Annotated in this window: 17 protein-coding genes; 14 read left to right on the plus strand and 3 right to left on the minus strand. The window is 65.7% G+C overall.

The window, feature by feature from the left end; genetic code table 11:
* Positions 1-135 precede the first annotated feature (135 nt).
* The 13 genes from EJC47_RS12395 (at position 136) to EJC47_RS12455 (ending at position 9196) form a co-directional block, all read left to right on the plus strand.
* Positions 136-1530 carry a glutamate ligase domain-containing protein gene (locus EJC47_RS12395; RefSeq protein ID WP_126848078.1) on the plus strand — a complete coding sequence of 465 codons (1395 nt, stop codon included), beginning with the start codon at positions 136-138 and terminating at the stop codon, positions 1528-1530.
* Positions 1531-1549: 19 nt separating this feature from the next.
* The gene (locus EJC47_RS12400; protein ID WP_033964245.1) at positions 1550-1804 is read left to right on the plus strand and encodes a DUF6356 family protein; all 255 of its coding nucleotides are present in this window, start codon (positions 1550-1552) and stop codon (positions 1802-1804) included.
* A gap of 74 nt (positions 1805-1878) precedes the next feature.
* Complete coding sequence (locus EJC47_RS12405; RefSeq protein WP_126848080.1) at positions 1879-3498, plus strand: NAD(P)/FAD-dependent oxidoreductase; 1620 nt, start codon at positions 1879-1881, stop codon at positions 3496-3498.
* Positions 3499-3652: 154 nt separating this feature from the next.
* A complete protein-coding gene (locus tag EJC47_RS12410; protein WP_126848083.1) occupies positions 3653-4060 on the plus strand; it encodes a hypothetical protein in 408 nt (135 codons plus the stop codon).
* Positions 4057-4470, plus strand: a complete 414-nt coding sequence (locus EJC47_RS12415; RefSeq protein ID WP_126848085.1) for a hypothetical protein — start codon at positions 4057-4059, stop codon at positions 4468-4470. The genes EJC47_RS12410 and EJC47_RS12415 overlap by 4 nt, the downstream gene beginning before the upstream one ends.
* A complete protein-coding gene (locus EJC47_RS12420) occupies positions 4467-4676 on the plus strand; it encodes a helix-turn-helix transcriptional regulator (RefSeq protein ID WP_010407093.1) in 210 nt (69 codons plus the stop codon). The genes EJC47_RS12415 and EJC47_RS12420 overlap by 4 nt, the downstream gene beginning before the upstream one ends.
* Positions 4673-5599: an alpha/beta fold hydrolase gene (locus EJC47_RS12425; protein ID WP_126848087.1), complete on the plus strand. Its 927-nt coding sequence runs from the start codon at positions 4673-4675 to the stop codon at positions 5597-5599. The genes EJC47_RS12420 and EJC47_RS12425 overlap by 4 nt, the downstream gene beginning before the upstream one ends.
* A 58-nt stretch (positions 5600-5657) precedes the next feature.
* The gene (locus EJC47_RS12430) at positions 5658-6389 is read left to right on the plus strand and encodes an alpha/beta fold hydrolase (protein ID WP_126848089.1); all 732 of its coding nucleotides are present in this window, start codon (positions 5658-5660) and stop codon (positions 6387-6389) included.
* Positions 6386-7150 (plus strand): hypothetical protein, encoded by a 765-nt coding sequence (locus EJC47_RS12435; RefSeq protein ID WP_185867659.1) that lies wholly within the window; start codon positions 6386-6388, stop codon positions 7148-7150. Before EJC47_RS12430 ends, EJC47_RS12435 begins: the two co-directional genes overlap by 4 nt.
* Positions 7151-7207: 57 nt before the next feature.
* A complete protein-coding gene (locus EJC47_RS12440) occupies positions 7208-7621 on the plus strand; it encodes a VOC family protein (RefSeq protein WP_126848091.1) in 414 nt (137 codons plus the stop codon).
* The gene (gene gloB / locus EJC47_RS12445; protein ID WP_126848093.1) at positions 7621-8349 is read left to right on the plus strand and encodes a hydroxyacylglutathione hydrolase; all 729 of its coding nucleotides are present in this window, start codon (positions 7621-7623) and stop codon (positions 8347-8349) included. The genes EJC47_RS12440 and gloB overlap by 1 nt, the downstream gene beginning before the upstream one ends.
* A 56-nt stretch (positions 8350-8405) precedes the next feature.
* Complete coding sequence (locus EJC47_RS12450) at positions 8406-8813, plus strand: hypothetical protein (protein WP_126848095.1); 408 nt, start codon at positions 8406-8408, stop codon at positions 8811-8813.
* On the plus strand, positions 8810-9196 hold the full coding sequence (locus EJC47_RS12455) for a hypothetical protein (RefSeq protein WP_052192245.1): 387 nt from the start codon (positions 8810-8812) through the stop codon (positions 9194-9196). The genes EJC47_RS12450 and EJC47_RS12455 overlap by 4 nt, the downstream gene beginning before the upstream one ends.
* A 31-nt stretch (positions 9197-9227) precedes the next feature.
* Here EJC47_RS12455 and hslU read toward each other — a convergent pair whose 3' ends face one another.
* The 3 genes from hslU to EJC47_RS12470 all read right to left on the minus strand — a co-directional run bounded on the left by hslU (position 9228) and on the right by EJC47_RS12470 (position 11710).
* Positions 9228-10523, minus strand: a complete 1296-nt coding sequence (gene hslU, locus EJC47_RS12460; RefSeq protein ID WP_126848097.1) for an ATP-dependent protease ATPase subunit HslU — start codon at positions 10521-10523, stop codon at positions 9228-9230.
* Positions 10524-10621: 98 nt separating this feature from the next.
* Positions 10622-11188, minus strand: a complete 567-nt coding sequence (gene hslV, locus EJC47_RS12465; protein ID WP_126848099.1) for an ATP-dependent protease subunit HslV — start codon at positions 11186-11188, stop codon at positions 10622-10624.
* A 96-nt stretch (positions 11189-11284) separates the two neighbouring features.
* Entirely contained in the window at positions 11285-11710 is a 426-nt protein-coding gene (locus tag EJC47_RS12470) for a hypothetical protein (protein ID WP_171010532.1), read from the minus strand.
* A gap of 158 nt (positions 11711-11868) precedes the next feature.
* Here EJC47_RS12470 and EJC47_RS12475 point away from each other — a divergent pair, with 158 nt between their 5' ends.
* Positions 11869-13437 carry an oleate hydratase gene (locus EJC47_RS12475; protein WP_126848101.1) on the plus strand — a complete coding sequence of 523 codons (1569 nt, stop codon included), beginning with the start codon at positions 11869-11871 and terminating at the stop codon, positions 13435-13437.
* The last annotated feature ends 50 nt before the right edge of the window (positions 13438-13487 follow it).

Consider the following 13487-nt stretch of genomic DNA (forward strand, 5'->3'; position numbering starts at 1 on the left):
CCGTTCGTTTCGAGCCCATCTCTGTCGAGCACAATCGAGAAACCTGCCCCCCCGCCCCGTCGCCCGGTTTCTCGACTGCGCTCGAAACGAACGGGAGGGGTGGTGCTTTCCGACGACCCGCGATAGCCCGCTGTTATGAGCAACGGCAAATCATACTTCTTCGTCGGCATTGGCGGCAGCGGCATGATGCCGCTCGCGATGATCCTCGCCGGGCGCGGGGCCACCGTCGCCGGATCGGACCGCACGCTCGATGCCGGGCGCTTGCCCGCCAAATTCGCCGATCTCGCCGCCAAGGGCGTGGCGCTGTTTCCGCAGGACGGCTCTGGCGTCACCTCGACCGAACAGATCGTCGTCGCCTCGGCCGCGGTCGAAGCGAGCGTCGCCGATATCGTCGCCGCCGATCGCGTCGGCGCGCAGCGGCTGAGCCGCCCGCAATTGCTCGCCTCGCTGTTCAACGCGAGCGACCTGCCGATCGGCGTGGCCGGCACCAGCGGCAAATCGACCGTGACGGGGATGATCGGCTGGATCCTCCACGCCTGCGGGCGCGATCCGACGGTGATGAACGGCGCGGTGATGAAGAATTTCGCCTCGCCCGACGCGCCCTTTGCCAGCGCGCTCGTCGGCGATGGGCCCGCCTTCGTCAGCGAAGTCGACGAAAGCGACGGCTCGATCGCGCTCTACACGCCCAAGATCGCGGTGCTCAACAATGTCAGCCTCGACCATAAGTCGCTCGAGGAATTGCGCGCGCTGTTCGCCGATTTCGCTGGGAAAGCCGGGACGACCATCCTCAATGTCGGCGATGCCGAGACGGCAGAGCTGGCGGCGGCGCTGGACCCGGCGCGGCTGGTGACCTTCGCGGTCGAGGCCGATGCCGATCTCAGCGCGCGCAACCTCCAGCCCGAACCCTTCGCGATTACGTTCGATCTGCTGGTCGATGGCGCGACGCATCCGGTGCGGCTGTCGGTGCCGGGGCGGCACAATGTCGCCAATGCGCTGGCGGCGCTGGGTGCAGCGCGCGCGGCAGGGGTGCCGCTGACCGAGGCGATTCGCGCGCTTGCGGGCTTTACCGGGCTCAAGCGCCGCTTCGAACTGGTCGGGACCAGCGCCGACGTCACCGTGATCGACGATTTCGGGCATAATCCCGACAAGATCGCGGCGACGCTGGCGACGCTGCACGCCTTTCCGGGGCGCTTGCTCGTGCTGTTCCAGCCGCATGGCTATGGCCCGCTGAAAGTGATGCGCGCCGAACTGGTCGCGATGTTCCAGCGGATGCTCGGGGACGATGACCTGCTGGTATTGCCCGATCCGGTCTATCAGGGCGGGACGGTGGCGCGGGAGGTGACCAGCGCCGACATCGCCCGCGACATCGGCGTGCAGGCCCACCACATCGCCGATCGCGCACAGGCCGCTGTCTGGCTCGTCGAGCAAGCGCGACCCGGCGACCGAATTGTGGTAATGGGGGCACGAGACGATACGCTGAGCCAACTGGCCGCCGACATGTTGCCGCAGATTGCGCCCAGATTCGCCTGAGTTACCAAGGAGCCGCCTTATGTTTCGCCGTCTGTTCCTCGATCACCCCGCCTCGGTCGGCGAAAGCTATGCCGAGCATTTCGGTGTTGCTTCCCGCTTCGGCGTGACTTTGATCGGCGGCGGCCTCGCTTGCCTCGTCCATGCCGTCGTCCCCGCCGCATTCAAGACCACCGGCAGCCAGACCGTGCTGCGCCTGAACAAGCGCATCGTCGAAAAGCGCGCAGCGGTGATGGCGGACGAACTGCAGCGCCGCACGGTCGAATATGTGATCTGACGGTATCCTCCCCGGAAAGGGGAGGATACAGAGGCCCAGTTCCCGAAACCGCGCTTCCCGGCTATGGCGGCGCGATGCTGCGCATCACCGATCTCAAGCTCCCGCTCCACCATGCCGAGGAAGAACTCGCCGCAGCGATCCGCCAGCGGCTGCGCATCACCCCGCGCGATCTGGTGCGCTACACCATCGCCCGCCGCGCGCATGACGCGCGCGACAAGACCGACATCCAATTGGTCTATTCGGTCGATGTGAACGTCCGCGACGAAGCGCCGGTGCTGGCGCGCTTCAAGAAGGACAAACATGTCCAGCCGACCCCCAACACCGCCTACAAATTCGTCGCCAAGGCGCCCGAGGGCTGGAGCGGCCCGCGCCCGGTGATCGTGGGCGCCGGCCCGTGCGGGCTGTTCGCCGGGCTGATCCTCGCGCAAATGGGCTTCCGTCCGATCATCCTCGATCGCGGCAAGGTGGTGCGCGAACGCACCAAGGACACCTGGGGCCTGTGGCGGCGCAGCGTGCTCAACCCCGAAAGCAACGTGCAGTTCGGCGAAGGCGGCGCCGGCACCTTTTCCGACGGCAAGCTCTACAGCCGGATCAAGGACCCGCGCCACCTCGACCGCAAGGTGCTGACCGAATTCGTCAAGGCCGGTGCCCCGCCCGAGATCCTGACCGAGGCGCACCCGCATATCGGCACCTTCCGCCTGGTCACCATGGTCGAGAGCATGCGCGCGACGATCGAGGCGTTGGGCGGCGAATATCGCTTTCAGACCCGCGTCGACGGCATCGATGTCGCCACCGACGAGCACGGCACACGGCGCGTGCGCGGGCTGCATTTGCACACCGGCGACTATCTCGCCGCCGAACAGGTGGTGCTCGCGGTCGGCCATAGCGCGCGCGATACCTTCCACATGCTCCATGCAGGCGGTGTGCATGTCGAGGCCAAGCCCTTCTCGATCGGCGTGCGCATCGAGCATCCGCAATCGTGGATCGACCAGGCGCGTTTCGGCCCCAATGCCGGGCACCCGATTTTGGGGGCAGCTGAATATCACATCTCGCACCATGCCAAGAACGGGCGCACCGCCTACAGCTTCTGCATGTGCCCCGGCGGCACGGTGGTGGCGGCCACCTCCGAGGAAGGCCGCGTCGCCACCAACGGCATGAGCCAATATTCGCGCAACGAACGCAACGCCAATTCCGGCATGGTGGTCGGCATCGACCCCGAGCGTGACTATCCCGAGCATCCGCTGGCGGGAATCGCGCTGCAACGCGAGATCGAGGAACGCGCCTTCGTCGCGGGCGGCTCCAACTATAACGCGCCCGCGCAATTGCTCGGCGACTTCCTCGCCGGGCGGCCCTCGACCAAGCTCGGCAGCGTCACCCCCTCTTATCGCCCCGGCGTGACGATGACCGATCTGGCGCTGTGCCTGCCCGAATTCGTGATCACCGCCATGCGCGAGGCGCTGGTCCAGTTCGGCCGCGAAATTCCGGGCTATGACCATCCTGACGCCGTGCTGACCGGCGTGGAGACGCGCACCTCGGCCCCGGTGCGCATCACGCGCGGCGACGATTTCCAGAGCCTCAACACGGCTGGGCTGTTCCCGGCGGGCGAAGGCGCTGGCTATGCCGGGGGGATTCTGTCGGCGGCGGTGGACGGGATCAAGGTGGCGGAAGCGGTGGCGCAGGCGTTGAGTGTCTAAACCTACGTAAGTTGAAATCATCCTGATTCGTCACCCCGGCCCTGTGCCGGGGTGACGGGTGTGTCCCGGCGACCGTCCGAATCGGAAAGCTCGCTTGACAGACAAGGAAACTTTACTGTAAAGCTCCCTTCACAAGAGTGAAAGGATGCTTTCCATGTCACGCACCCCTGCCATGCGCCATTATCGAACCCGCACGATCTGGTTGGCGCTGCTCTACGCACTCACGCTGTGCAGCGCGGTGTATTGCTTCAAGCATCAGCTGGTTTCCGGCCCCGCCGCATGGATCTTGGGCACGCTACCCGCTTTGGCGATCATCGGCGTGTTTGTCGCGATCGGCCGGTATCTGGTCGAGGAACAGGACGAATATCTGCGGATGCTGATGGTCCGCCAGACATTGTGGGCGAGTGGTTTCGCGCTGAGCGCGGCGACGCTGTGGGGGTTTCTGGAGGCGTTCGATCTGGTTGGCCATATCGAGCCGTTTTACGTAGCAGTCCTGTGGTTTGGCGGGCTTGGGCTTGGCCGCTGCGCCAACCGGCTGTTCGGCGCGGACGCTGCGCTGTGACCCGCGATCGCGATCCCGCCGAATTGGCCTATGTCCGCCGAGTCATTCCCACGATGATCGTCTATCTGGCGCTGATCGTCGCCCTGCCGTTCCTGATCGCATGGTTGCGGCCGACCGGGCCTGCGCTCTGGCTGATCGCGTTATTGCCAGCGTTTCCCTTGTCGGCGGTCTTCTGGTTTTACGGGCAGTTCTTCGTCGAACTGCGCGACGAATATATCCGCCTGCTCGAAATTCGGAAGGCGCTGATCGCGACCGGGATCGTGATGATGGCCGCCACGGCGTGGGGCTTTCTGGAAACCTATGCGGCCGCGCCGCACCTGCCGCTGTTTGCCGTGCCGTTGGCGTGGTTCCCGTGCCAGGGAATCGGCGCGCTGATCGTCACGGCGAGCGAGCGGAGGGCGATGCGGTGATCAACCGCCTCAAGGTGCTGCGCGCGGAGCGAGGCTGGAGCCAGGGCGACCTGGCCGAGCGGCTCGAGGTGTCGCGCCAGAGCGTAAACGCGATCGAGACCGGGCGCTACGATCCCTCGCTCCCGCTCGCCTTCCGCATCGCTGAATTGTTCGCGCTTCCGATCGAAGCCATTTTCGTAAGCCCCTCCAAAGGAGACGCCGCATGATGTCTGCCCGCAAAACCGCTATGATCGCCGCGCTGGCGCTGCTGCTGCCCGCCACGCCGACGCAGGCCGCCCCGACGGGGGCGCAGGCGGCGACGACGGCCGAACTGCGCCTGCCGCACCTTTCGATCGTCACGATGGGCAAGGGCAGTCCGGTGATCCTGATCCCCGGCCTCGCCTCCCCGCGCGCGGTGTGGGAAGATGTTGCGCCCGAGCTGGCCAAGACGCACCGCGTGATCCTGGTGCAGGTCAACGGCTTTGGCGGCGACGATCCCGGGGCCAATCTGCAGCCCGGCGTGCTCGACGGTATCGTCGCCGATCTCGACGGCTATATCGCGCGCGAGAAACTGCACGGCGCGCTGGTGATCGGCCATTCGATGGGCGGGCTGGTCGGCCTGATGCTGGCCAAGGCGCATCCGGGCGACCTTGCGCGGTTGATGATCGTCGACTCGCTCCCCTATTTCGCGGTGCTGATGGCCCCGCCGGGGATCGACCCCACCCCCGATATGGTCGCGCCGCAAGCCGCCAAAATGCGCGACGCCATCGCCGCCAGTTATGGCACGGTGCCGAGTGATGCAGCGGTGGCGGCACAAACGCGGGGCCTTGCGATCAAGCCCGGCAGCATCGCCCGCATGACCGCCTGGACCAAGGCCGCTGACCCGCGCGTGACCGCGCAAGCTATGTATGAGGACCTGACCACCGATCTGCGCCCGGTCCTGGGGTCGATCACCACGCCGATGACGCTGCTCTACCCGTGGAATGCGGCTCGCCCAACCAAGGCGATGGCCGATCCGTTCTACCGCAAGCAATATGCCGCAGCACCGCACATCAGCTATGTCGATATCGGCGACAGCGGTCATATGGTGATGCTCGATCAACCAGAGGCATTCAAGGCGGCAGTGATCGCGTTTGTGGCGGGGAAGTAAGCGCGGCGACGCAAACCCCCGATTTCCCCTCCCCCGATCTTCGGCTAAGGCCGCCGCCATGACCGACACGTCGCCCCCCGCCCGCCCCGCCCTCGCATATCATCTGACCGAGGGCACCGGCCCCACCGTCGTGTTCCTGCCCGGTTATGGTTCGGACATGGAAGGCACCAAGGCGCTCGCGCTGGAAGCCTGGGCCAAGCGCACCGGCCACGCCTATCTGCGGTTCGATTATGGCGGGTGCGGGCAAAGCGCGGGGGCGTTCGAGGAACAGACGCTCGCCGGCTGGCGCGACGATGTGCTGGCGATGCTCGATCAATTGGTCGAAGGCCCCGCCGTGCTGGTCGGATCGTCGATGGGCGGGTGGCTGATGCTGCTGGTCGCGCGCGATCATCCCGAAAAGGTCGCCGCCTTGGTCGGCATCGCGCCTGCGCCCGATTTCACCGACTGGGGCTTCACCGTCGACGAGAAACTGCAGATCCTGTCCGAAGGGCGGCTGGAGAAGGTCGGGCGCTATGCCGATCTGCCGATGGTCTATACCCGTGCCTTCTGGCAATCGGGCGAGGCCAATCGCGTGCTGTTCTCCGGGCTCCCGATCGACGTGCCGGTGCGGCTGCTGCACGGCATGGCCGATGCCGAGGTGCCCGCCAACCGAACGATCCGCCTGGCCGAGGTGATCCGTTCAGCCAAGGTGCAGGTGACGCTGATCAAGGACGGCGATCACCGGTTGTCGCGCGAGGCCGATCTCGCCTTGCTGATCGCCGCGGTCGAGGATGTGACGCGCGCCTTATGATCCTGCTGCCTTTGCTTGCCGCCGCTGCGCTTGCGCAAAGCACCGCTACCGGACCAACCGGCCCTGCCGCCCCCAGTGGCGACCGCTATGACCGCTGCCTGGCGCTGTCGAGCACCAACCCCGCCGCTGCCGAGGCCGAGGCCGGGCAATGGGAATTGGCGGGCGGCGACTTCCTCGCCAGCCAGTGCCTGGGCATGGCCTATAGCCGCGAACACCGTTGGTCCGCCGCCGCTGCCGCCTTCGAGAAAGCCGCAACCGGCGCGGAACGGGCCAAGGACACGCAAGCCGCCAATTACTGGGCGCAGGCGGGCAATGCCTGGCTGGCGGCCGGCGATGCCTCCAAGGCGCGCAGCGCGCTCGATGCCGCGCTCGCCACCGGCACACTGACCGGCCTGTCGCTGGGCGAGGCGCATCTCGACCGCGCACGCGCGATGGTGGCGGGCGACGACATGGAGAATGCGCGCGACGACATCGACCATGCGTTGACCGAAGTGCCCACCGATCCGCTGGCATGGCTGCTGTCGGCAACGCTGGCGCGGCGGATGCAGGAAGTGCCGCGCGCGAAAAAGGATATTGCCGAGGCTCTGCACCTGGGCGGCGACGATCCCGCGGTGCAACTGGAGGCCGGCAACATCGCCGCTCTTTCGGGGGACGAAGCCGGAGCCAAGGCCGCCTGGCACCAGGCGGTGACGCTTCGGCCAGACAGCCCACCGGGAAAGGCAGCAGCGGCGGCGCTAACGCAATTCGACGCCAAACCGTAGCTGGCGCTTGCCGCCGTGCATGCCTATTTGGGCGGCAAAGCCTGTAGGAGTGCGCCGATGAAATATCTCCACACGATGATTCGCGTGACCGACCCGGTCGCGACGATCGACTTTTTCAAACTTCTCGGGCTGGAGGAAGTGCGCCGCTTCGACAATGAGAAGGGCCGCTTCACGCTGATCTTTCTGGCCGCGCCCGGCGACCATGACGCGCAAGTCGAGCTGACGCACAATTGGGACCCGGAGCCCTATACGGGCGGGCGCAATTTCGGCCACCTCGCCTACCAGGTCGAGAATATCTATGAGACGTGCCAGCGCCTGATGGATGGCGGCGTGACGATCAACCGCCCACCGCGCGACGGCCACATGGCGTTCGTGCGCACGCCCGACAATATCTCGATCGAATTGCTGCAGAACGGCGTGCTGCCCCCCGCCGAACCCTGGGCGTCGATGCCCAACACCGGAGAATGGTAATGGCGACCACGCTCGACATCGTCCGCGTGCCCGCGCTCGACGACAATTATGTGTGGCTGCTGCACGACGCCGTTGCCAATGAAACCGTCGTGGTGGATCCGAGCGAGGCCGCCCCGGTGCTGGCGGCGGCGAATGCGCGCGGCTGGACCATCTCGCAGATCTGGAACACCCACTGGCACCCCGATCACACCAATGGCAATGCAGAGATCAAGGCGCTTGGCGCGACGGTCAGTGGCCCCGCTGCCGAAGCCGACAAGATCCCCACACTCGATTACGGCCTGCGTGAGGGCGACAGCGTCAAGATCGGCAACCATGTCGCGCGCGTGATCGAAACGCCGGGGCATACCGCGGGGCATATCGTGTTCCACATGGCCGACGATGCGTTGCTGTTCAGCGGCGACACGCTGTTCGCAATGGGGTGCGGACGCCTGTTCGAAGGGGGCCCGGCGCAAATGTACGCCAATATGCAGCGCCTCGCCGTTTTGCCGCCCGAGACGATCGTGTTCTGCGCGCACGAATATACCCAGTCGAACGGCCGCTATGCCGCCGCTGCCGAGCCCGACAATGCGGCGGTCACCGAACGCATGAAGGACGTCGACGCCAAGCGTGCTGCGGGCGAGCCAACCGTGCCGACGACGATCGCCCTGGAACTGGCCACCAACCCGTTCCTGCGCGTTTCCTCCGCCGAGCAATTGGCCGAGCGTCGCGCGGCAAAGGATGTTTTTTGACCGCGAAATGGCGTAAACAAACGGCGGGGGCAGATGCTGTGAAAAGGACCGTTGCCATGTACCGATTCCTCCTGCCCGCCGCGCTGCTGATCGGCGGGACCGCCGCACTTTCCGCCGATACCAAGGGCTATGAGGCGCGCCAGGCCGCGCAGGACAAAGCCGAACTCGACAAGCAGCTCGCCGGGCTGGTGCCGGGCAAGCCGCAGACCTGCATCGACCCGATCCGCTACCGCGACACTACCCGCGTCGGCGACACGATCCTGTACAAGAACGGCCGTAACGACATCATGCGCACCGATACCGGCGGCGGCTGCTTCGGGCTGCGGCGGGGCGACGCGATCGTGACCAAAACCTTCGGCAGCCAGCTCTGTCGCGGCGATATCGTCCGCACGGTCGATCTGACCAGCCATATCCCGAGCGGCAGCTGCAGCTTTGGCGATTTCATCCCTTACCGCAAACCATGATCCGCAGCGCGCTGCTCGTGTCCGCGCTGGCCACGATGGTGGCGTCGGACAGCAAGGATCTCGATAAGGCCCTGGCCGGGCGCGTCGCGGGAAAGCCCGAGACGTGCCTGTCGACCAGCCGGATCGGCAGCCCGCAGGTGATCGACGATCACACGCTGCTATACCGCGACGGCGGACGCATCTGGCGCAACGACCTGCCCGATGCGTGCCCGGGGCTCGACGACGACGTGATCGTAGTGACCGAGGTGTTTGGCGGACAATTGTGTCGCGGCGACCTGTTCTACACGCTCGAGCGCTCCGGCCTCGGCATCCCCGGCCCGCGCTGCCGCCTCGGCGCGTTCGTGCCGTGGGACAAGGGGAAGAGCGGGGTTAAGAGCGAGTAAAGCGGGGAGGGTCGGGACACCCTCCCCTCTCTTACAGCACGAACCGACTTAGATCGGTGTTGCGCGCGATGCTCGCCAGATGCGTTTCGACATAAGCCGCATCGACCACCACCGTCTCGCCACCGCGATCCTCGGCGTTGAAGCTGACGTCTTCCAGCAGCTTTTCCATCACCGTCTGCAAGCGGCGCGCACCGATATTCTCGATCTCGCCATTCACTTCCGCCGCAATGCGCGCGACTGCGCGAATGCCGTCTTCGGTGAATTTCACGCCGACATTTTCGGTCGCTATCAGCGCGACATATTGCTGCGTCAGCGATGCCTTGGTGTCGCTGAGGATCGCGACGAAATCGTCCTCGGTCAGCGCCTTCAACTCGACGCGGATCGGCAAGCGGCCCTGTAGCTCGGGCAGCAAGTCGCTCGGCTTGGCGACGTGGAACGCGCCGCTGGCGATGAACAGGATATGGTCGGTCTTCATCGGCCCATATTTGGTCGCGACCGTGGTGCCCTCGATCAGCGGCAGCAAATCGCGCTGCACGCCCTCGCGCGAGACGGAACCGCCGCGCACGTCGGACACCGCGATCTTGTCGATTTCATCGAGGAACACGATCCCGTTCGCCTCGGCATCGGCCAAGGCGGCGCGGCTGACCTCATCCTGGTCGACGCGCTTGTCGGCCTCTTCCTCGACGAGCTTGTCCCAGGCGGCGGGCACGGTCAGCTTGCGGCGCTTCAACTGGCCGCCGCCGAACGCCTTGCCCATCATTTCGGACAGGTTGATCATCTGCGCGCCGCCGCCGGGCAGTTCGAACGGCATGTTGGGCTGCGCTTCCAGCTCGATCTCGATCTCGGTGTCGCGCAAATGGCCGTCGTGCAACCGCTGGCGGAACGCCTCGCGCGTCGCCTCGCTGGCGCCCTTGCCGGTCAGCGCATCGAGTAGACGGCCCATCGCGGCTTCCTCGGCCTTGTCCTTGACGGCGGCGCGGCGACGTTCCTTTTCGAGCCTTATCGCTTCCTCGACCAGATCGCGCGCAATCTGCTCGACGTCGCGACCGACATAGCCCACCTCGGTGAATTTGGTCGCCTCGACCTTGATGAACGGCGCATCCGCCAGCTTAGCGAGACGGCGGCTAATCTCGGTCTTGCCGCAGCCGGTCGGCCCGATCATCAGGATGTTCTTCGGAGAGACCTCGTCGCGCAATTCGGGCGCGAGCTGCTGGCGGCGCCAGCGGTTGCGCATCGCGACCGCAACCGCACGCTTGGCGTCGGCCTGGCCGATGATGTGCGCATCGAGGGCTGCGACAATGGCTTTGGGAGTCAGGGCTTCGTTCATTGGAAAGGTTCCGTCGCCCCGGCGGAGGCCGGGGCCGCTATGATATTAGGGCGCGTGCTATTTGCTAGCGGCCCCGGCCTCCGCCGGGGCGACGCGCATCAGGCAGATGCCGCGAGGCTCTCCACGGTCAGCCGGTCGTTGGTGTAGACGCACACCTCCGCCGCGATCGCCATCGCCTTGCGGCAGATCGTCTCGGCATCGGCTTCGTAATCGACCAGCGCGCGTGCGGCGGACAGCGCGTAATTGCCGCCCGATCCGATCGCCGCGACGGTGCCATTGGGGCTCGCCTCGGGCTCCAGCACGTCGCCATTGCCGGTCAGGATCAGCGTGACGTCATTGTCGGCGACGATCATCATCGCTTCCAGATTGCGGAGGTATTTGTCGGTGCGCCAGTCCTTGGCCAGTTCGACCGCGCTGCGCAGCAATTGTCCGTGATGCTGCTCGAGCTTGCGCTCAAGCCGCTCGAACAGCGTGAAGGCATCGGCGGTCGCGCCGGCAAAGCCGCCGATCACCGATCCGTCACCGAGGCGGCGGACCTTCTTCGCATTGGGTTTCATGACGGTCTGGCCCTGCGTCACCTGGCCGTCTCCGGCGACGACCACGCGGCCATTCTTGCGCACGGACAGGATCGTGGTGCCGTGCCACACCATTGGGTTCTCGCTCATGCGCAGCGATATGGGATGCGGATTACGGCTGCGCAATCCAGCCGCACAAGTTTGCTCGAGCCGGACGAGGGGCCCCACTCGCCCGGCCCAATCGCGTCAGCGGCAGCGCACGTCGCGATTGTCGCTCTTGTCGATCGCCTGCCCCGCCAGCGCCCCGCCAATGCCGCCGAGCAGCGCACCGAGCACGCCCGAGCCGCCCGGCGCGATCGCCGCGCCCAAAGCGCCACCGGCGACGCCACCGACGATCAGACCGGTCGTGCCGTCATTGCGGCGGCAATAATAGCGCCCGTCGCTGCCGCGATAGACGCGGTCGTTCGAGCTGAGGCGGCGCTCCTGATAGCGGCGCGGATCGTCGCGGTAATAACGCGACGCGTCATACCCGTTATACGCGGGATCGGGCCGATCGTAATCGTAGCGCGAATAGCCGCCATCCCCATAACCGCGACGCGGCCCGTCGCCATATTCGGTGCAGCCGGCCACCAACGTCGAGGCGGCGATCAAACCCAGAGTGAATGCGCGCATGTCGAGATCCTCCTGTATCGTAGAACGGGTAATGCGCCGCGCACGAAAAGGTTGCGATCCGGCCCTTTCACAGGGCTTACCTGCGTAGTTTCCGAGGCTGATCGTGCGCGCGGGACCGCTGGTAAACGGCGGCCCGGCAGCACAAAGGATCGCATCCCATGAGCACATATACCTTCGTCGGCAGCGGCATCGCCTCCCTCGCCGGTGCGGTTTTCCTGATCCGCGACGGCGGCGTGGCGGGCGAGGACATCGTCATCCTCGAGGAAAGCCACAAATTCGGCGGCGCGTTCGATGCGCATGGCGATGCCGAAAACGGCTATTTCATGAGCGGCAGCCGCATGTTCGAGGCGATGTATCAATGCACCTTCGACTTGCTCGATTCGATCCCCTCGGCCAGCGACCCGAGCATCTCGGTGCGCGAGGAGACCGACCGCGCCAATGCGCAGTGGCCGTGGCACAACAAGGTGCGGCTGGTGAACCGCGACGGCAGCATCCCCGATTTCCACACCATGGGCTTTACCGAGCGCGACCGCATCGACCTGGTCAAGATCATGGCCGAGCCCGAGCAACTGCTCGACGGCAAGCGCATCACCGATTGTTTCCAGCCGCACTTCTTCCAGAGCAATTTCTGGTTCGAATGGTGCACGCTATTCGCCTTCGAACCGTGGCACAGCGCGATCGAGTTCAAGCGCTACCTCCAGCGCTTCGTCCACCATTTCTCGACGATCGACACGCAGGAGGGCATCTATCGCAGCCTGCTCAACCAATATGACAGCTTCGCCGTGCCGATCGTGAACTGGCTGAAGGAACACGGCGTGCAGTTCCGCTTCGGCGTGCGGGTCGAGGATGTGGGCTTTGCGAGCGGCGAGGCGATCACCGTCACCAGCATCGCCACGCTTACCGACCACGGCCCCGAAGCGATCCCGGTCGCGCCCGGCGACTGCGTGTTCGTCACCAACGGATCGATGACCGCCGACAAGGCGTTCGGATCGATGACCAAGGCCCCCGGCCTCGACGCCAGCAACCATTCAGGCGCATGGAAATTGTGGGAGAAGCTCGCGCAGGGCCGCCCCGCCTTCGGCAACCCCGCCGCGTTCAACGGCAACATCGCCGAAAGCTCGTGGATTTCCTACACCGTCACGGTCAAGGACCCGCTGTTCCTGCAACTGATGGAACGCTTCAGCGGCAGCGCCCCCGGCACGGGCGGGCTGATCACCTTCAAGGATTCGAGCTGGCTGATCACGCTGTCCATATATCACCAGCCGTTCTTTGCCGATCAGCCCGAGGGTGTGTCGGTATGGTGGGGGTACGGCCTGTTCCACGATCGCGTCGGCGATTACGTCAAGAAGCGGATGGTCGATTGCACGGGCGCGGAGATCCTGGAGGAAGTGCTCGGCCATCTGCACTTCAGCGCGGCCGACCAGGCGGCGGTGATGGCGGCATCGACCTGCATCCCCTGCGCCATGCCCTATATCACCAGCCAGTTCATGGTGCGCACGGGCAAGGACCGGCCCAAGGTGGTGCCTGCGCGATCGACCAACCTCGCCTTTCTCGGCCAATATGCCGAGCAGCCCGACGACGTGGTGTTCACCGTGGAATATTCGGTGCGCTGCGCGATGACGGCGGTGTACACGCTGCTCAAGCTCGATCGCACCCCGCCGCCGGTCTATAAGGGGCTACACAGCCCGCAAGTGATCGTGGACGCGATCAGGACGCTCCACCGGTAGCGGCGCGGACGGCCCCTCCCTTGCGCCCGGCGCTGGGTTGGGGTGGGGCC

Source organism: Sphingomonas sp. TF3 (assembly GCF_003985085.1).
Taxonomy (GTDB): Bacteria; Pseudomonadota; Alphaproteobacteria; order Sphingomonadales; family Sphingomonadaceae; genus Sphingomonas.